Source organism: Bifidobacterium jacchi (genome assembly GCF_009078285.1).
Taxonomy (GTDB): domain Bacteria; phylum Actinomycetota; class Actinomycetes; order Actinomycetales; family Bifidobacteriaceae; genus Bifidobacterium; species Bifidobacterium jacchi.
Map to the genome: position 1 here is coordinate 6,291 of NZ_RQSP01000033.1, position 18,528 is coordinate 24,818.

15 protein-coding genes are annotated in these 18,528 nt (G+C 63.0%); 10 read left to right on the forward strand and 5 right to left on the reverse strand.

Translation table 11 applies throughout. The features are described 5' to 3' along the window. Positions 1 to 47 precede the first annotated feature (47 nt). Entirely contained in the window at positions 48 to 764 is a 717-nt protein-coding gene (locus tag EHS19_RS08340) for a uracil-DNA glycosylase (protein ID WP_151917303.1), read from the reverse strand. A 228-nt stretch (positions 765 to 992) separates the two neighbouring features. On the opposite strand from EHS19_RS08340, the gene EHS19_RS08345 reads away from it, so the two are divergent. From EHS19_RS08345 to groL, 3 genes are all read left to right on the forward strand, one after another. Beyond that, entirely contained in the window at positions 993 to 1,727 is a 735-nt protein-coding gene (locus EHS19_RS08345) for a LytR C-terminal domain-containing protein (protein ID WP_151917304.1), read from the forward strand. Positions 1,728 to 2,005: 278 nt separating this feature from the next. After that, positions 2,006 to 2,209: a cold-shock protein gene (locus EHS19_RS08350; protein ID WP_151917305.1), complete on the forward strand. Its 204-nt coding sequence runs from the start codon at positions 2,006 to 2,008 to the stop codon at positions 2,207 to 2,209. Positions 2,210 to 2,493: 284 nt separating this feature from the next. Beyond that, positions 2,494 to 4,119, forward strand: a complete 1,626-nt coding sequence (groL, locus tag EHS19_RS08355) for a chaperonin GroEL (protein ID WP_151917306.1) — start codon at positions 2,494 to 2,496, stop codon at positions 4,117 to 4,119. Between the two features lie 803 nt (positions 4,120 to 4,922). Here the strand turns inward: groL and EHS19_RS08360 are convergent. Continuing rightward, a complete protein-coding gene (locus EHS19_RS08360) occupies positions 4,923 to 5,213 on the reverse strand; it encodes a WXG100 family type VII secretion target (RefSeq protein ID WP_151917307.1) in 291 nt (96 codons plus the stop codon). A gap of 80 nt (positions 5,214 to 5,293) precedes the next feature. Between EHS19_RS08360 and EHS19_RS08365 the strand changes: the two genes are divergently transcribed. From EHS19_RS08365 to EHS19_RS08385, 5 genes are all read left to right on the forward strand, one after another. Then, positions 5,294 to 6,340 (forward strand): TPM domain-containing protein, encoded by a 1,047-nt coding sequence (locus EHS19_RS08365; protein WP_151917308.1) that lies wholly within the window; start codon positions 5,294 to 5,296, stop codon positions 6,338 to 6,340. Between the two features lie 190 nt (positions 6,341 to 6,530). Continuing rightward, complete coding sequence (locus EHS19_RS08370) at positions 6,531 to 7,274, forward strand: response regulator transcription factor (protein WP_151917309.1); 744 nt, start codon at positions 6,531 to 6,533, stop codon at positions 7,272 to 7,274. 346 nt (positions 7,275 to 7,620) lie between these two features. Next, positions 7,621 to 9,339, forward strand: a complete 1,719-nt coding sequence (locus EHS19_RS08375; RefSeq protein ID WP_151917318.1) for a sensor histidine kinase — start codon at positions 7,621 to 7,623, stop codon at positions 9,337 to 9,339. A 179-nt stretch (positions 9,340 to 9,518) separates the two neighbouring features. Next, complete coding sequence (locus EHS19_RS08380; RefSeq protein WP_151917310.1) at positions 9,519 to 9,908, forward strand: cold-shock protein; 390 nt, start codon at positions 9,519 to 9,521, stop codon at positions 9,906 to 9,908. A gap of 20 nt (positions 9,909 to 9,928) precedes the next feature. Next, positions 9,929 to 11,044: a DUF3027 domain-containing protein gene (locus EHS19_RS08385; protein WP_151917319.1), complete on the forward strand. Its 1,116-nt coding sequence runs from the start codon at positions 9,929 to 9,931 to the stop codon at positions 11,042 to 11,044. 217 nt (positions 11,045 to 11,261) lie between these two features. Here the strand turns inward: EHS19_RS08385 and EHS19_RS08390 are convergent, their stop codons facing one another. After that, positions 11,262 to 12,281 (reverse strand): universal stress protein, encoded by a 1,020-nt coding sequence (locus EHS19_RS08390; RefSeq protein ID WP_151917311.1) that lies wholly within the window; start codon positions 12,279 to 12,281, stop codon positions 11,262 to 11,264. 147 nt (positions 12,282 to 12,428) lie between these two features. Between EHS19_RS08390 and EHS19_RS08395 the strand changes: the two genes are divergently transcribed. Both EHS19_RS08395 and EHS19_RS08400 read left to right on the forward strand, forming a co-directional pair. Further along, positions 12,429 to 15,032 carry an ATP-dependent Clp protease ATP-binding subunit gene (locus EHS19_RS08395; protein ID WP_151917312.1) on the forward strand — a complete coding sequence of 868 codons (2,604 nt, stop codon included), beginning with the start codon at positions 12,429 to 12,431 and terminating at the stop codon, positions 15,030 to 15,032. Positions 15,033 to 15,550: 518 nt separating this feature from the next. Continuing rightward, positions 15,551 to 15,772: a hypothetical protein gene (locus EHS19_RS08400; protein ID WP_151917313.1), complete on the forward strand. Its 222-nt coding sequence runs from the start codon at positions 15,551 to 15,553 to the stop codon at positions 15,770 to 15,772. 355 nt (positions 15,773 to 16,127) lie between these two features. Here the strand turns inward: EHS19_RS08400 and EHS19_RS08405 are convergent, their stop codons facing one another. Next, a complete protein-coding gene (locus EHS19_RS08405) occupies positions 16,128 to 16,928 on the reverse strand; it encodes an SDR family NAD(P)-dependent oxidoreductase (protein ID WP_151917314.1) in 801 nt (266 codons plus the stop codon). A gap of 247 nt (positions 16,929 to 17,175) precedes the next feature. Beyond that, positions 17,176 to 18,528: DUF349 domain-containing protein (locus EHS19_RS08410; protein WP_151917315.1), on the reverse strand; the 1,353-nt coding region annotated here is incomplete at its 5' end.

Sequence of the window (18,528 nt, forward strand, 5' to 3'; positions counted from 1 at the left end):
AGGTGAGCCGCTTGCGGCGAAGGACGAGCGTAGCTCGTCGGTTCGCTTTACGGCAGCGTCCAATTAACCGGCTGGGCGCCTAGGGAGGTGAGGGCGGCGTTGGCGCGGGAGAAGGGGTGCGAGCCGAAGAATCCGCGCGAGGCCGACAATGGGCTCGGATGCGGGGATTTGATGATGACGGCGTTGGTGAGCAGCGGTTCGAGGCTCTGAGCGTTTCGTCCCCACAGAATCGCCACAAGCGGCCTCGGGGTGCCGTCAGGCTGCGTGCGGGCGTTGAGCGCGCGGATCGCCGCATCGGTGATCTTCTCCCATCCTTTGCCCTGATGGCTGTTCGGCCGCCCCACGCCGACCGTCAGACAACGGTTGAGCAGCATGACGCCGCGCTGCGTCCACGGCGTCAGATCGCCGTTGCTTGGCATGGGCACGTCAAGATCGTCGACCAGCTCCTTGTAGATGTTCACCAGACTCTTCGGCAGCGGTCGCACGTCCGGCGCCACGCAGAAGCTCAATCCGACCGGATGCCCCGGAGTCGGGTAGGGGTCCTGCCCGACGATCAGCACCTTGATGGAATCGAACGGGATCGTGAAAGCGCGTAGAATATTGCGGCTTGCAGGAAGATACTGCCGTCCCGCGGCATGCTCGGCGCGCAGGAAGTCGCCCATGCGATGAATGTCCGGCTCCACGTCCGCCAGCGCATGCGCCCAGCCGGGGTCGACCAGCTGCGCAAGCGGTTTGACGTGCGCCGATGTGTGCTCAGAAGTCATATGACCACTGTAGATGCATCGGTCGATGGCGCTGCGGGCACGCGCTGCGGGCACGCGCTGCGGATGCGCGCTGCGGATGCGTGGAGGGAAGCGACGCGCCGAGGGCACGCATCGGAGGGCTCGCCCCGCCGCCGGAGTGTGCACATCCGGTGCATGCCGCGCGCCGCGTCGGCATTCAATACAGGGCGGCGGTTAGACTCGTCAATAGTCTGTAATGGGAGGGTTGATATGGCGAAGAACGAGAACGAGACCTACGATTCGTATCCGCGCGACGGATTCGACAATCCGCCGATCGGCCCGGTGGGAGTGCATCGCGGCGCCCGGTCGGTCGGTGCTCGCATGATGCCGTATATCGTGGTGCTCATCATCGCGGCGCTGGTCGGCGCTCTCGCATGGGGTCTGTTCTCCGGCGAACTGACGAAGGCGTTCGGCGGCGGCTCGCAGACGGCTGATCAGAGCCAGACCGTGCAGTCGGCGAATACCGACTCGGCATCGAAGAACACGTCATCGGATTCATCCGATTCCAAGACCTCGTCCTCGGATGGCGACGCCGCGAATCAGTCCTCCAATACCGATGATGCCAATTCCAGCAACACGGATTCCAGCGATTCGCAGAGCACCCAGGATGAGCAGAATGCGAACGATTCCCAGAATTCCAGTGACGAATCCGACCAGTCCTCCGCGCAGTCCCAGCCGAACAAGGCGTCCGCGGTGCGCGTGGTGAACGCCACCGGCATCGCCGGGTACGCCGCCAGCAAGGCGTCGGTGCTCACCGGAGCCGGCTACACGAGCGTGACCGCCGCCAATCCGACCGGCGCCGCCCTTCCCGACACCACAGTGGTCTGGTATCAGAACGAGACGGACAAGGCGACCGCGGAGGATGTCGCCAAGACGCTTGGACTCACCGATGTGCAGCAGGCGTCCGGTCTGGACGTTCCCGTGGTGGTGGTGCTGCGGAACTGACCGTTGGTTTCGCTTGCGGTTTTGTTTGCGGTTTAGCTTACGGTTTTGCTTACGGTTTCGCGCTGAGCGGTCGGCTTGCGGCCGGCTCGGGGTCGGCATGTGGGCAGTTTGCCTATTCCGCCTGTTTCCGCCGATTTCGGGGGGATGGTCGGGGCTATTCGGTTGGCGTTTCGTCCCGCGCCCCATTACAATGGGGTTAGTCGCGGGCGGGGGAAGCGATGTGGGTTGTGTGCGATCTTCCGCGGGGTGCGGCAACTGGATACACAGAAAGAATAGATATGGCACACGGAACCGTGAAGTTCTTCAGCGCGGGTAAGGGATACGGATTCATCAACCCGGATGATGGAGGTGAAGACGTATTCGTCCATTATTCGGTGATTCAATCCGAAGGATTCAAGACGCTGGATGAGGGGGATAAGGTCGAGTATGAGGCTGAGCGCGGCCCAAAGGGCATGCAGGCCACCAAGGTAGTCAAGCTGTAGGGACTGCTCTGCTCGCACGGAATCTCCATGGAACGGACCCCGGATCGACATTGATCCGGGGTCCGTTGCGTTTGTGGAAGGTACTTCCGCTTTTCGCCTTGTGGGCAAATTCATGCCTAAAGCGCAATCGCCGCGCATACGGTTGGCACTCGGCCGCCCTGAGTGCTAATGTCCCAATTAGCACTCGGAGGTTGACAGTGATAGCCGATAGCTGACGATCGGTCGTCGCTGGTGCCTTCGCAGTGGAAACCTGACAACGAAAGCCATTTGGAGGAATTGCAACCATGGCAAAGATCATTGCGTACGACGAGGAAGCTCGTCAGGGAATGCTTGCGGGTCTCGACAAGCTCGCCAACACCGTCAAGGTCACGCTGGGTCCGAAGGGTCGCAACGTGGTGCTCGACAAGACCTACGGCGCCCCCACCATCACCAATGATGGCGTCTCCATCGCCAAGGAGATCGACCTTGAGGATCCGTACGAGCGCATCGGCGCCGAGCTGGTCAAGGAAGTCGCCAAGAAGACCGATGACGTCGCGGGCGACGGCACCACCACCGCAACCGTTCTGGCTCAGTCCCTGGTGCATGAGGGTCTGAAGAACGTGGTCGCCGGCTCCAACCCGATCGCGCTGCGTCGTGGCATCGAGAAGGCCACCGACGTCATCGTCAAGGAGCTCGTCGCCGCCGCCAAGGACGTCGAGACCAAGGACCAGATCGCTGCCACCGCCACCATCTCCGCCGCCGATCCCGAGGTCGGCGAGAAGATCGCCGAGGCTCTGGACAAGGTCGGCCAGGATGGCGTCGTGACCGTCGAGGACAACAACCGCTTCGGTCTGGACCTTGAGTTCACCGAGGGCATGCGCTTCGACAAGGGCTACATCGCTCCGTACTTCGTCACCAACGCCGACGATCAGACCGCCGTTCTGGAGGATCCGTACATCCTGCTCACCTCCGGCAAGCTGTCGAGCCAGCAGGATGTGGTCCACATCGCCGAGCTCGTGATGAAGACCGGCAAGCCGCTGCTCATCATCGCCGAGGACGTCGACGGCGAGGCGCTGCCGACCCTGATCCTCAACAAGATTCGTGGCACCTTCAACTCCTGCGCCGTCAAGGCCCCGGGCTTCGGCGATCGCCGCAAGGCCATGCTGCAGGATATGGCCATCCTCACCGGTGCTCAGGTCGTCTCCGATGAGCTGGGCCTCAAGCTCGACTCCATCGACGTCTCCGTGCTCGGCCACGCCAAGAAGGTCATCGTCTCCAAGGATGAGACCACCATCGTGCAGGGTGCCGGCGCCAAGGCCGATATCGACGCGCGTGTGGCTCAGATCCGTGCCGAGATCGAGAACACCGATTCCGATTACGATCGCGAGAAGCTGCAGGAGCGTCTCGCCAAGCTGGCCGGCGGCGTCGCCGTCATCAAGGTCGGCGCTGCCACCGAGGTCGAGGCCAAGGAGCGCAAGCACCGCATCGAGGATGCCGTGCGCAACGCCAAGGCCGCCATTGAGGAAGGCCTGCTGCCTGGTGGTGGCGTGGCCCTCGTCCAGGCCGCCAAGAAGGCCGAGACCGCCGAGGAGATCACTTCGCTGACCGGCGAAGAGGCCACCGGTGCCGCCATCGTGTTCCGCGCCATCGAGGCTCCGATCAAGCAGATCGCCGAGAACTCCGGTGTCTCCGGCGATGTGGTGTTCAACAAGGTCCGCGATCTGCCGGACGGCGAAGGCTTCAACGCCGCCACCGACACCTACGAGGATCTGCTGGCCGCCGGTGTCGCCGACCCGGTCAAGGTCACTCGTTCCGCTCTGCAGAACGCGGCCTCCATCGCCGGTCTGTTCCTGACCACCGAGGCCGTCGTCGCCAACAAGCCGGAGCCGAAGACCGCCGCCCCGGCCGCCGGTGCCGACATGGGCTACTGATCCGAGTGATCATGTGTCCGCTTGACCGAACAGCCCAAGGCTGAACAGCGAAAACTAATGAGCTGAAGCTGGTCGGTAGAGTCTGATCAACGAATCGATATGAGGGGAGAGGAGTCCTGGCGACTCCTCTCCCTTTGTTTGTATATGCCGCCATCCGTGCTGCATTCAGTGTCCGTGCTTGTGCATTCATGGATGGATTCACTGTCCCTCAGACCAGCTTCGCGGGCCAGTTTCACTGATAAGGGGAACCGAGAATGGCATAAACGAATTGCTGACGTGCGATACCAGCGTTCCGTGTTGGTGATGACGAATTCGCTATCCGCGCAGTCCTGTTTCTCGGGTGGCCCGCTCGGCTCAGCGATCGAAATTCGGGAGATTGCTCCCGAATCGTCCTTAACTGCGCGCGATCTCGAAAGGCCCGCGCAGTTAAGGACGATTCCGAGGGTGTTTTCGTCCTTAACTGCGCGGATGCGTTGAGATCGCGCGCAGTTAAGGACGAAAACCCGCGTGTGACGGTACCGACTGTCATGGATCATGTCGCGTCGTGCGTCGAGTCGGGCGCTTGCCGTCGCGCTTGCCGGCTCGCGCGTTGCCACGGATACCTTCCGCTGCCATCTCACGGCAGCAGCACCAGCTGAGCTTGGAACATGATCGGCGAACCCTCCTAGCCGGACGCAAAAATGCCGTTGCTGCGCGAGTGCCGTGGGTTTCCACCATGGCGCTCGCGCAGCAACGGCATCAGAACCGATTGCGTTCAGTCGCGCGTTCAGTCGCGAGTCGGTCCCGGGCCAGTCGCGAGCCGGTTACGAGGCGAACAGACGCGCCGCCTGCATCTCGGCGTCGGCGTACACGTTGGACGCCTGCGTCAGTGCGTTCTGAATCGATTCCAGCGACGCCTCCATCTGCCGCTGCGCAGCCTGCCATTGTGACGCGACGGCGTTGAACTGCGTCGCCGCCCCGCCGCGCCACACGCTTTGCAGATTGTTGAGATTGGCGTACATGCCGCTGACGGCCTGACGAATCGCTCCGATCGAGGCGTTGACGGCCGCGCTCGACGACCTGATCTGCTCCGAATCCACCTGATATTGTGCCATGATGTCTCCTTGCCGGTTAGAGTGGTTGATCGTACATGTCAACGGCGGCCTTGGGCCAGCCGACCGTTACAGTGAAGGATATGGAAAAGTTGGATCGTAGATACGTCAAATCGGTCGATGTGGTCGGAACCTCTGTCGCAGTGTCGGTTTTCCGCGTCATTGCAGTCATCGCGCTGGTTTTGTCCACCATGGTCGTCGGCATGGCGATGTGGATAACTCCCTCCGCGCGGGCCGATGAGAGCACTCCGGGCGACGGCACCGCAACCACCAGCGAGAACAATTCCGGCATAGAAGGCACGTCGGCGACCATCACCGAGAACATCACCGACACGGAGAACCTACTGGGAGCCAACCTGTCGGACGTGTCCGACATGATCGCCACCACGAAGAAGAACACCGGCGTCACCGTCAAGTTGCTGTATCTGGCTGACTTCGATGAGAAGAAGGACGTCGCCGACTGGGCCGAAAAGGTCATGACGTCGATGAATCCGGCCCCCAACACGGTGATGCTGTCCATCGCATCCAACGATGGCCGCATGGTGGTCACGGTCTCCCAGAATTCCGACCAATGGCTCAGGGACGGCGTCAACAAGATGTCCGACGCCGCCAACGGGCCGCTGCTCAAAAGCAAGCCCGACTGGTCCGGCTCTGCGATTGCGATGATGAAGGAGATCCAGAATCTCAAAAGCACGTCGACCTCTTCGTCGTCGATGGTGATCGGTGTGGTGGTCATGGGCGTTGTGCTGGTGCTGCTGATCGCGGTGATCGTGGCGACGGTGGTGATACGGCGTCGTCGTGCCGCCGGCAAGGGGCGGCGTCCGCGTGGTCGGCATGGTGCCGGCGCCCACGCCGGTACGCAATCCAAGACGCGCTCCGGGAAGCGATCTAGGGCGCGGTCCGGGAGGCGAGCCAAGGCGCAGTCCGGCGACGCATCGAATCGCGAATCCAAGTCGGAATCGGTGGATTCTGCGGCATCGGTGACATTGCTGGATTCGGTGGATTCGTCGGCAGCGGCGGTATCTGCGGATTCGGATTCGTCGGCATTACTGGATTCGTCGGCATCCACGAATGCAGCAGAAGCGACGAATGCAGCAGATGCCGGGAATGCGGCAGATGCGATCAAATAAGATCCCCGACTGACTGCCCGGTTGAGATCGATGCTGCGTTTACGCCATGACTAGCCCATGACTTTGCCATGACTACGCCGTGACCATGCCACGATTACGCCGTGACTACGTAGTGACCTCGTCATGATTATGTCGTAAGACTCAGAGGGCTTTCAGGAAACCACCAGACTTGCGCGTGATGCTAGAAGCCATGAGCAAACCTATCGAAGCATCGATCGTCGTCGTGGACGACGAGCCCTCCATCCGCGAACTTCTGGTCGCATCCCTGCACTTTGCGGGATTCGACGTCACCACGGCGGCCTCCGGTTCCGAGGCCATCGAAGTCATCGAGAAAACGCAGCCCGACCTGATCGTCCTCGACGTGATGCTGCCTGACATCGACGGCTTCACCGTGACCAGGCGCATCCGTCAGGAGGGCATCTCCGCGCCCGTGCTGTTCCTGACCGCGCGTGACGACACGCAGGACAAGATCATGGGCCTGACGGTCGGCGGCGACGACTACGTCACCAAGCCGTTCTCCCTGGAGGAGGTCGTGGCCCGCATTCGCGCCATTCTGCGCCGCACGCATGAGCAGATCGAGGATGACCCGATCATCCGCGTCGGCGATCTGGAGATCAACGAGGACTCCCATGACGTGTCGCGCGCCGGCAAGGTCATCGATCTGAGCCCCACCGAATACAAGCTGCTGCGCTATCTGATGGACAACGAGGGGCGCGTGCTTTCCAAGGCGCAGATCCTCGACCATGTCTGGCAGTACGACTGGGGCGGCGATGCGGCCATCGTCGAATCGTACATCTCGTATCTGCGCAAGAAGGTCGATGGACTGGAGATCGAGGACGAGGACGGCACCAAGCGCAAGGTCACCCCGCTGATCGAAACGAAGCGCGGCATCGGCTACATGATTCGCGCTCCCAAGACCGCAAAGGGCGCGTGAGCGTATGCAGGGCGCGACTGACGTGGGCGGATTCGCCCAATCCGCCGTTCCCCAGCCGTATCCTGCGCCGAAACGTCTTCCTCCGCTCGGGCAGGGGAGCGGCGCTCCAGCGAACGGTGCTCCCAACGGTGCTCCCAACGGCGCTCCAGCGAACGGACCGGCCACGAACAGGCCATCCGCCAACGGGCAAACGCCAAACGGTCCAACCCCGACCAACGGCGGTCCAACTCCGACCAACGGCGCACCGACCCCGAACGGCAGCCGAACGCAGCGCGGGCATTGGTTCCGCCGAGTGGTCCTCCAGCGCATCGATGCGGTGTCGTTGAGCACCAAACTCGTCGCATGCATGCTGGTGCTGCTGATCGTCGGCGTGACCGGCATCTCGCTGTCGATCAGACAGCTGGTGGGCAACTATCTGCTGGACAAGACCGACAAGCAGCTGATCGAGCAGAAGGAACTGGTGGTGCGCAACACCGATCTGCTGCGCAGCGCCGACGCCAACCAGAACACGCTGGGACTCAACAGCTACTACATGCAGGTGCGCGACGTCAATTCGCATATCCTCGGCTCGCCGCTCTCCCCGCTGATTCGCAACGCCGTCAAATCGACGCCGGTGCTTCCCACGGACGGCTCGATGGGCGACATCAGCTTCGGTGAGCTGTTCACCACCGACGCGACCGTGACCGTGCAGCCCGGGCAGAGCGCCAGCCATACGGCATTGTCGAGTGCGAACGCCCCGTGGCGCGTGCTGTGCCTGCAGTGGGTGGACAGCGATGGGACGCCCAAGGGCGTGATCTATCTCGGACTGTCGCTCGCCGACGCGATGGACACGGTGAACACGCTGACCAGATACTGCATCATGGTGGGCATGGCGGTCGTGCTGTTGGGCGGTGTGATCGGCACATTGGTCGTGCAGCGCACATTGACACCGCTCAAACGCATCGAGAAAACCGCCGCCAAGATCGCGGCCGGCGACCTGAGCCAGCGTGTTCCCAGCGCGCCGGAGAACACCGAGGTCGGTTCGCTGTCCGCCTCGCTCAACGCGATGCTCGCGCGCATCGAACAGAGCTTCAACGAGCAGCAGGAGACGACCGAGAAGATGAAGCGGTTCGTCTCCGACGCCTCGCATGAGCTGCGCACGCCGCTGGCTGCGATTCACGGGTATGCGGAGCTGTACAAGATGCAGCGCGACATGCCGGGGGCGCTGGAGCGCGCGGACGAGTCGATCGAACACATCGAGGCGTCCAGCACGCGCATGACGGTGCTGGTCGAGGATCTGCTGTCGCTCGCCCGACTTGACGAGGGACGCGGCATCGACATCACGCAGCAGGTGCCGCTAACCTCGCTGGTGTCCGACGCCACCGACGATCTGCACGCGCTCGACCCGGAGCGTGCGATCCGCAAGGGCGTGCTCACGCTGGACAAGCCGGAGCAGGGCGGACCGTCCCGATTCGCATTCGAGGAGGGCGATCTTGCCGACATCACGCTCAAGGGCGACGGCTCGCGGCTGCGCCAGGTGGTGACCAACATCGTCGGCAACATCCATCGGTACACGCCGTCGGATTCCCCGGTCGAGGTCTCGCTGAGCGTCATGCCCGCGTCGATCAGCCCGCAGTCGCTGTCGCACATGCCGTCCACGGAGCGCTCGCTTGGCCATCTCATCGAGGCGATCGAGGTGGGCCAGTCCATGCAGGTCGGCATGAACTATGCGATCATGCGCATCAGCGATCACGGTCCCGGCGTGCCGCAGGAGTCGCGGGCCAGGATATTCGAGCGGTTCTACACGGCCGATCCCTCGCGCGCCAGGCTCAAGGGCGGCACCGGCCTGGGCATGGCCATCGCCCAGTCGGTGGTCAAGGCGCATCATGGGTTCATCTGCGCATCCGGCAGCGACGGCGGCGGTCTGACGCTGACGGTGGTGCTGCCGATGTCGCCGGTCGAGCCGCGTCCGACGAATGCCGGCGTCGGCGGGCAGGTCGTATCCGCATCGCCGAAGGATCGCCAGCGTCGGCAGGATCACAAGGATCGCAAGGATCACAAGCAGGAGCACAAGGACCGCAAGTAGAAGCATAGGAGTAGAGGCAATAGGTAGGGAACGGCACGTTCGGACCGCTGGCCGCGAGGTCACGACCCGCTGAGCAGACCTTGAGGTAAACTGATGCATTGATTGAAAACGCGCCGGCCATCAGGCTCAACACTCGTCAGCAGCGATGGCGGCGCGCGATGCGTGGAACGAGGTGTACGATGCCCAGCGGACGTGTACGTTGGTTTGATGCGAATAAGGGATACGGCTTCATCACGGATGACGGCGGTAGGGATGTCTTTCTTCCGGCTGCGGCGCTGCCTGAAGGCACGAACGCGCTGCGTAAGGGAGCCAAGGTCGAGTTCTCCGTCGTCGATGGGCGCAAGGGGCCGCAGGCGATGGGCGTGACGGTGGTCGCGTCCGCGCCGTCGTTGGTCAAGGCCACGCGCCCCAAGCCGGATGACATGGCCGCGATCGTTGAGGATCTCATCAAGCTGCTTGATGCGGCCGGCAACGATCTGCGCCGTCACCACTATCCGTCGCAGAGCGAAAGCCGCAAGCTTGCGGTGCTGCTGCGCGCGGTCGCCGACAATTTCGATGTAGAGGAATGAGCTATACGGATATGAGTCTCATGCTGGATACGACTCTCGACCCGCAGTCGATCGCGCATGCCGTTGCGGTCGAATCCGCCGATGAGCCCGGCCAGGTGGGCGAATTCGCGCAGGCCATAGAGCTTGGCAATGGCGTCACCGATTTCAGATTCGACTGTCTGGCACAGGGATACGAAGGCTGGCAGTGGTCGGTCACGCTGTATCACGATGTCGAGGTCGGCCGCTGGACGGTGAACGAATCGTCGTTGCTGCCCACCGACAAGGCATTGCGCCCGCCGGCTTGGATTCCGTGGAAGGATCGTCTCGAACCGGGCGACCTCGCCGTCACGGATTCGATCGGCACCGATCCCGATGATCCGCGAATCGAGGATGGCGTGTCGCCTGAGTCGGCTGAAGCGGCATTGCACAAGGCCGAATCGGAGGATTCGGAACGCGCCGAGTCGGAGCACGCCGCGCAGTCGGCTGAATCCGCTGCGTCCGCTGCGCCGAACGTGGCTGTTGCCGCGGATGCGTCTGTCTCGACGGATGCCGATGATCCTGCGGCGGAGGTCGCTGCTGCGGCTGCGGTCGCCGGTGCAGCCGATCCGACTGTGGCGGATGCATCTGCGGCACCGACAGCTGGCGAGGCGACCGCCGACGGCATCGACAGTGCGGCCGACATCGTCGAGGCGGTTCAGGAATTCGCCCTGACGCGGCGTCACGTGCTCAGTCCCCTCGGCCAGGCGCAGGCCGTGAAACGTTGGTATGAGGGGCCTCGCGGGCCCAAGTCGCTGTCCACGAAGACCGCTTCGGGCAACGTGTGCGAGAACTGCGGGTTCTTCATTCCCATCAAGGGCTCGATCGGCACGATGTTTGGCGTGTGCGCCAACAAGTGGAGTCCGGACGATGGTCGCGTCGTCTCGCTTGACCACGGTTGCGGCGAGCATTCCGAAATCGAGCCGCCGGAGCCGTCCCACCTGTGGAACCAGTCCAAACTGGCATACGACGACATGCACGTCGAGATCGTCGCCACGCCGAAGCGTCGGGATGACGATGCGAAGGCGGCATCGGCGTCGCTGTCGGCGCCGAACGGCGGTGGCAGGCGCGGCAGACGCAGGGCCGGCATCATCGTGCTCAAATCGCAGCTGCCGGAATAACGTCTGGAATACCGCTGGATGATGCTGCCGAAAGCGACTCCGGAATAACGCACCGGAGCGGCGCCTTCGGCATGGTGCCTGCGTGGCGATCGCCCAGCGGAATCGGTGCGCGCATCGATCAATAGCGGCACCAAACCAATGTGGCCGACCAGCGAGCGAACGCTCGGCGGTCGGCCACAGGCATGCCATCCATCAATCCGATATCAGCGATCCATCATCAGTGCACCACGGTGACGGTGCATTCGGCGAAGTTGACGATCTGCCGACTCACCGAACCGAGGAAATGCGCATCCATGCCGTTGAGACCACGCGAGCCGACCACCAGATGACTCGCATATCGGGAGGCGCTGATCAGACCCTTCGCCGCGGAAATATGGAAGACGTGCAGCGACGTGTCAAGATCATCGGGAACGTCGACCGTGGCCATCAGATCGTCGAGCAGCTCGGATGCGCGCTTCTCGCCGGCGTCGAGCGGCGCGATCGCGTTCTCATAGCCGGCAATGACGCCCAGATCCTTGAGCTGCCAGCAGAACAGCACATGCAGCGGCACCTGATGCAGCTGCGCCTCGGCGATGGCGAACCGCAGCGCATTCAGCGACGAAGCCGAGCCGTCCACGCCGACCGCCACCGGCCGACGCACGCCTGTGGTCTGCTGCACGGCGCCATCAGACGACGCGGCGACCGAGCGCGGCCGTCTTCTCGACGCGTGAGCGCCGGGAGCGAGCGCCTCGGCGATGTCATCCTCGACGCGCTCCTCCTCGCCATCGGCGATGCGCACCACCGTGACCGGCACCTCGGCGGACTCGGCCAGCGAAGCGGAAAGCGAGCCGGTGAACCAGCGCGCCACGCGCCCAAGCGAACGCCGCCCCACAACGATCTGCCGGGCATCGGCACCGAGCTGCAGCAGCGCCTGCGTGCCCGAGGCGCGCACCGACGTCAGCCGCAGCCGCGTGGGATCGAAATCGATGTTCTCGCTCGCCGCCTCCACCCACTGCCGCAGCTGTTCGGCGAGACGATGACGCATCTGATTCCAGGCGTCGTCGCTGTCCGGCTTCGAGCCGGCATCCCACGAATGCGTCCAGCCAAAGACCGCATTCACGCCGCAGTCCGCCAACGCCGCCTCCCGCAGCGCCCAGCGAAGCGCGGCGAACGATTCGTCCGAGCCGTCCACGCCGACGACGATGTCGGATGAACCGGTCTCGGCAGCAGCGAGATGATCGGTATCGGCAACATTCATGGCAACCTCCTTGATTTTCAGAAAACCGCCCTGCTACCAAGCATAACGTTCCCAGTTGCGTTCATAGCGCAATTCATGGGAAAAGCGCAATAAACGTCACCGCAAATCGGTAGAGTGTACTGGAATACCAAGAGTGGAAGGACAAGCATGTTCGAACGGTTTACCGACCGTGCCCGGCGCGTGATCGTGCTGGCGCAGGAAGAGGCTCGTACCCTCCAGCACAACTATATTGGCACCGAGCATCTGCTGCTGGGCCTGATTCGCGAAGGCGAGGGGGTCGCGGCCAAGGCGCTCGCATCGAAGGGCGTGTCGCTTGAGGACACGCGCAAACAGGTCGAAGAGATGATCGGCAAAGGCAATGCCGCACCCAACGGCCACATACCCTTCACTCCGCATGCCAAGCAGGTGTTGGAACTGAGTCTGCGCGAGGCGCTGCAGCTGGGACACAGCTACATCGGCACTGAGCACATCCTCCTCGGCCTGATTCGCGAAGGCGAGGGCGTGGGCACGCAGGTGCTCATCAAGATGGATGTCGATCTGGGTGATCTGCGCTCGGCGGTCATCGACATGATCCGCGGCAACAGCGGTGCGGCGGCCGGTGATGGCAAGGGCGAACTCGCCAACGCCGGCGGCGTGGCCGACAAGTCCAACAAGACCGGTTCGGCCATTCTCGACCAGTTCGGCCGCAATCTGACGGCCGAGGCCGCGGCGGGCAAGCTCGACCCGGTCATCGGGCGCTCCAAGGAGATCGAGCGCGTCATGGTCGTGCTCTCGCGGCGCACCAAGAACAACCCGGTGCTGATCGGCGAGCCTGGCGTCGGCAAGACCGCCGTCGTCGAAGGGCTCGCGCAGAAGATCAACGCCGGCGACGTGCCGGAGACGCTCAAGGGCAAGCAGGTCTACTCGCTGGATCTCGGCTCCATGGTGGCCGGTTCGCGCTACCGTGGCGATTTCGAGGAACGCCTCAAGAAGGTGCTCAAGGAGATCAAGACGCGCGGCGACATCGTGCTGTTCATCGACGAGATCCACACGATCGTCGGCGCGGGCTCGGCCGACGGCGCGCTCGGCGCGTCCGACATGTTGAAGCCCATGCTCGCGCGCGGCGAACTCCAGACCATAGGCGCGACCACGACCGACGAATACCGCAAGTACATCGAGAAGGACGCGGCGCTCGAACGGCGGTTCCAGCCGATTCAGGTGCACGAGCCGACGATCGCGGAGACCATCGAGATCCTCAAGGGGCTGCGTTCGCGCTACGAGAACCATCACCATGTGACGATCACCGACGGCGCGCTGCAATCCGCCGCGGAGCTTTCGGCCCGCTACATTCAGGATCGCAACCTGCCCGACAAGGCCATCGACCTGATTGACGAGGCCGGCGCGCGGCTGCGCATCAAGCGGCTCACCGCACCGCCCGAGCTCAAGGATCTCGACACGCAGATCGCCAAGGTCGCCGCCGACAAGGACGAGGCGATCAAGGCGCAGGACTTCGAGAAGGCCGCCACGCTGCGCGACCGGCAGGAGAAGCTGGAGGCCGAGCGCAAGAGCAAGGAGGACGCCTGGAAGCAGGGTGAATCCGACGTCAAGATGGTCGTGGACGAGGATGTGATCGCCGAGGTCATCTCCAACACCACGGGCATCCCGGTGTTCAAGCTCACGCAGGCCGAATCCAAGAAGCTCATGAGCATGGAAAGCGAGCTGCACAAGCGCATCATCGGGCAGGACGAGGCAGTCTCCGCGCTGTCCCGTTCGATTCGCCGCGCGCGCGTCGGCCTGAAGGATCCGAAGCGTCCGGCGGGCTCGTTCATCTTCGCCGGCCCCACCGGCGTGGGCAAGACCGAACTGGCCAAGGCGCTCGCCGAGTTCCTGTTCGACGACGAGGATGCGCTCATCCGCGTCGACATGTCCGAATTCGCCGAAAAGTACGCGGCATCGCGTCTGTTCGGCGCGCCTCCGGGATACGTCGGCTACGAGGAGGGCGGCGAGCTCACCGAGAAGGTGCGTCGCAAGCCGTTCTCCGTCGTGCTGTTCGACGAGATCGAAAAGGCTCATCCGGACATCTTCAACACGCTGCTGCAGGTGCTGGACGACGGTCATCTGACCGACGGTCAGGGGCGCAAGGTGGACTTCAAGAACACCATCATCATCCTGACGACCAACCTCGGCACGAACACCGAGTCAAGCTACCAGCGCATGAAGGATCAGGTCAGTTCCGAGCTCAAGCAGCAGTTCCGGCCTGAGTTCCTCAACCGACTGGACGACATCATCGTGTTCCGCCAGCTCACCGAGCCGCAGGTGCGTCAGATCGTCGATCTGGATGTCAAGCAGCTCAACGATCGTCTGTTCGACCGTCACATGTCGCTGGAACTCACCGATGCCGCCAAGGATCTGCTCGCGCAGAAGGGCTTCGACCCGCTGCTCGGTGCGCGTCCGCTGCGCCGCGTGATCCAGCGCGACATCGAGGACGCGATCTCCGAGAAGATCCTCATGGGTGATCTTGAGGACGGTCAGCGCGTGGTCGTGGACGCCGAGGGCGAAGGCATTCTGGGCGAGTTCACGTTCAAGGGCGAGTCGTTCGATCAGGGCGATGCCGGTGCCGACGCGGCTTCGGCTCAGGACGATGCTGCCGACTCGCCGGATGCCGCCGGTGCCGACTCGCCGGATGCCGCCGCTGCCGATGACGGAAAGGAACCGCAGTCGGTATCGCAATCGGCGCAAGGCGACGCGCAGGAAGGCCCTTCGCAGGCCTGAGCAACTAAGCTGGCTTGAATGCCTGATGGCCGGTCATCTCCGTTGATTCTCATACGGAGATGACCGGCCATTGTCGTTGCTGTGCTCTGTTCAGGTGCTGCGCATGATGGGTGCGGCACAACAGTCGTTGGCTATGACTGGCGATGCTGCCTCAATGCCCTTTTGCGTGTCCCAGTCAGTGTTCCGCAGCGTGTCCCGTCAGGATCGTCTCGACAGGTGAGGTGGCCTGACAGTGTGTCCCGTCAGAATCGTCCTTAACTGCGCGTGATTACGGTGCCTCCGCGCAGTTAAGGACGAAACGAAGGCGGTTTTCGTCCTTAACTGCGCGTCCACGTCGTTATCACGCGCAGTTAAGGATGATATCGGGCGTTCTGTCGTCGGTATGCGCCCACAAGCATGCGCCGCGACATGCGTGCCATCCTCAGGATGGCAAATCCGCTGCGAACACGATATGATCGAACTGTTCCGTTCTACGCTGGAATTGACACAACGAAGTGTTGAGTCAGAAAGGAACCACAATGAAGCGGCATCATGAAGCAAGAGGAATTCAGATGAACACGTATCTTCACCAAGTGCAGCGCCGCTGGCGTGCGATCTCTCGCTGGCAGCGATGGGGTTTCATTGCGATGGCGGCACTGCTTATTGCGAGTGCCGCATATCAGCCATTGTCGGAGTTTTGGGGTGGATGGCCGCTTGCCATAGGACTGTGTCTGACATATGTCATGATGTTTTTCCTTTGAAATCCGGTTGGAGAAAATGGGTTTGCATCGCTGCACTTCTTGGCGGATGCTTCGTAACGGTCTGCGGCACGGTTCCGGCCTTAAGAGATTACTACTTCATGACTATCACACCGATAATCGGTGTAGCGTCAATGATGATTTTGGCATGGAATTTCGCTGTTCCCATGAAAGACAATTCATAGCGCTATTCGCCGAGGATCGAGCAAAAGTGAGTGACATATGAAATATGCTGTCGGCGGAGCGTTGCGTGTCTGTGTTGACGATGAGGATTGCCGCAACGTCTACGTGTGCGTGCCGATGGTTGCATAACGAATAATGGCGTCAGCCCGGGGCTTGCGGAGGCGGCATCGCAACGTCAGCGGGTTCTGTTGCCGCGGGGTTGGCCGCCGTTCATGAATGCGGCGATGCGACGGGTGAGCGCGCGTGGCAGCATATGCTCGGCGAACATGCCCGCCTTGGCGGTGAGCCCGTGGTAGGCGAGCGTGCGTCCGTGCATCATGCTGCGGTAGGCGAACGCGGCCAGTGCGCGGGGCGAAGCCGGGCGCGTCATCGTGAAGAAGTTGTGTGTGCCGCCCATCGCCGCGGCCTTCTCGAAGCCCGTGGTCGTGGGCCCCGGGCATACGCAGGTCACGCTTACGCCGGAGTGCCGCAGCTCGTGGGAAAGCGCTTCGCTGAGTGAACGCACGAACGATTTCGTGGCGAAATACATGGCCATATACGGTCCGGCCATCGTGGCGGCCACCGATGCGATGTTCAGAATGCGCCCATGCCCGCGTTCGCTCATATCCCGCCCGAACAGGTATGCCAGCTGCGCGAGCGAGACCATGTTGACCTGCATCATCGAGCGGATTTTGCTCCAATCGGCATGCACATACTCCGCCCAATCACCGAACCCCGCGTTGTTGACGAGCATGTCGACGTCGATGTGATGCCGCGTCGCATAGTCATGAAGTCGGTTCGCGGCATCCTCTTCGGCCAGATCAAGCGCCACGACATGCACGGCAACGCCGAACGCCGCTTGCAATGCCGATGCGAGCGCGCGCAACTGCGTCTCGCTTCTGGCGGTGAGCAGCAGGTCGTGCCCGTCGCGCGCCGCCAATGCGGCCAGTTCCCGTCCGATGCCGCCCGTGGCACCGGTGATCAATGCGGTGGTCATGCCTGTGCTCTGCTTTCTGCTTGATGTTGCCTGTGTGCTGTTTTCCGCTTCGTAGTCATGCGGCCCACGGCATGTCCGCTTCATGCTGACAGATATGTGCATGGCTGGGATGCACTGCGGCATGCGCCTTTGGCGCGCCGCATCAGCTGCGGTCGTATGTGGTTGTATGCAGCCGTATGCAAAGGTGGGTGCATTCCATGATATCGGAGTGCACCCACCTTCGTTCAGGCCGCTGCTTCCGGGCAGCCTACTTGATGGCGTTGAGCCACTGCTCCTTGGTCGCCTTCTCGGCTTCCAGCTTGGCCTTCTTCTTCGGATCGGACTCGGCGGCGATCTTCGCGTCGAGCTCGGCGAGCTGCGCGGTCAGCTGCTCCTCGAAGCTGGACTTGCGGGCGTCCGCCTCGGGGTCGGACTTCTTCCACGCGGCATCCTCGACGGCCTTGATCTGCTTGTCCACTGCATCCAGACGGCCTTCGATGCGGCGCATGTCGTCACGCGGCACGTAGCCGATCTGATCCCACTCCTCCTGGATGTCGGCGAGCGCGCGGCGAGCCTTCTTGGCGGCAGCCTCGTCGGCGACCGGCACGAGCGCCTCGGCCTTGACGAGCAGCGCCTCCTTCTTGGCCAGGTTCTCCTTTTCGGTGGAGTTGATCTGATCGCGATCGGCCTGGCGCGCGTTGAAGAACGTGTCCGCGGCGGCGCGGAAGCGCTTCCACAGATCGTCGTCCTCGTTGCGGCCGGCGCGACCGGTCTTGCGCCAGCGGTCCATCAGATCGTTGAACTTGTGCGAGGTCTCGCCCCAGTCGGTCGAATCCTTGAGCGATTCGGCCTCGGCGATGATCGCCTCCTTGGCCTGCTTGGCGGCATCATGCTCGGCGTCGCGTTCCTGAGCCCACTTGCGACGGCCCTGGTTGAAGACGGTGCGGGCGGCGGAGAAGCGCTTCCACAGCGCGTCGGCGTCGGAGCGCTCGATACGCACGCTGGTGCGCTGGTGCTCCTGCCACTGGTCGAACAGGGAACGGAACTTGTCGGCGGTGGAACGCCAGTTGGTGTTGTTGTCCAGCGACTGGGCCAGCTCCTCTGCCTTCTCCACGATGGCGGTGCGCTCGGCGAGCGCCTTGGCGACCGCGGCCTTGCGGGCCTTGGTGATGGCGGCCTTCTTGGATTCGCCCTTCGTCTTCAGCGCCTCGTACTGGGCGCGCAGACCGGCGAGATCGCCGACCACGTCCGGCTTGGCGGTCTCCTCGGCGAGCGTCTTGATGGACTCGTCGATCTCGTGCGTCTTGATGTTGCGGGACTTGAGACGGGCCGCGAACAGGTCGAGCTTGGCCTTGAGGTCAAGGAAGCGGCGGGCGTAGAGCGCCAGCGCCTCCTCCTTGGAGGCGTCCGGGAACTGACCGACCTCGCGCTCGTCGTCGCCGTCCTTGACGAAGACGGTGCCGTTTTCGTCGACGCGGCCGAACGCTTCGGCGGCCTTGACGTCGTCATCCGAATACGAGCCGGCCGCAGGCGCGGCGACGACATGCTGCGACGCGGACTTCTTGGCGAACGCGGCCGGGGACGGCGCGTGCGGCTTCGGCTTGGGGGCGGCGGGCGCTGC

Bases quoted from the DNA above. Each gene is read 5' to 3' on its own strand.
- EHS19_RS08340 (WP_151917303.1), bottom strand. From the start codon at position 764: ATGACTTCTGAGCACACATCGGCGCACGTCAAACCGCTTGCGCAGCTG.
- EHS19_RS08345 (WP_151917304.1), top strand. From the start codon at position 993: ATGGCGAAGAACGAGAACGAGACCTACGATTCGTATCCGCGCGACGGA.
- EHS19_RS08350 (WP_151917305.1), top strand. From the start codon at position 2,006: ATGGCACACGGAACCGTGAAGTTCTTCAGCGCGGGTAAGGGATACGGA.
- groL (WP_151917306.1), top strand. From the start codon at position 2,494: ATGGCAAAGATCATTGCGTACGACGAGGAAGCTCGTCAGGGAATGCTT.
- EHS19_RS08360 (WP_151917307.1), bottom strand. From the start codon at position 5,213: ATGGCACAATATCAGGTGGATTCGGAGCAGATCAGGTCGTCGAGCGCG.
- EHS19_RS08365 (WP_151917308.1), top strand. From the start codon at position 5,294: ATGGAAAAGTTGGATCGTAGATACGTCAAATCGGTCGATGTGGTCGGA.
- EHS19_RS08370 (WP_151917309.1), top strand. From the start codon at position 6,531: ATGAGCAAACCTATCGAAGCATCGATCGTCGTCGTGGACGACGAGCCC.
- EHS19_RS08375 (WP_151917318.1), top strand. From the start codon at position 7,621: ATGCTGGTGCTGCTGATCGTCGGCGTGACCGGCATCTCGCTGTCGATC.
- EHS19_RS08380 (WP_151917310.1), top strand. From the start codon at position 9,519: ATGCCCAGCGGACGTGTACGTTGGTTTGATGCGAATAAGGGATACGGC.
- EHS19_RS08385 (WP_151917319.1), top strand. From the start codon at position 9,929: ATGCTGGATACGACTCTCGACCCGCAGTCGATCGCGCATGCCGTTGCG.
- EHS19_RS08390 (WP_151917311.1), bottom strand. From the start codon at position 12,281: ATGAATGTTGCCGATACCGATCATCTCGCTGCTGCCGAGACCGGTTCA.
- EHS19_RS08395 (WP_151917312.1), top strand. From the start codon at position 12,429: ATGTTCGAACGGTTTACCGACCGTGCCCGGCGCGTGATCGTGCTGGCG.
- EHS19_RS08400 (WP_151917313.1), top strand. From the start codon at position 15,551: ATGAAGCGGCATCATGAAGCAAGAGGAATTCAGATGAACACGTATCTT.
- EHS19_RS08405 (WP_151917314.1), bottom strand. From the start codon at position 16,928: ATGACCACCGCATTGATCACCGGTGCCACGGGCGGCATCGGACGGGAA.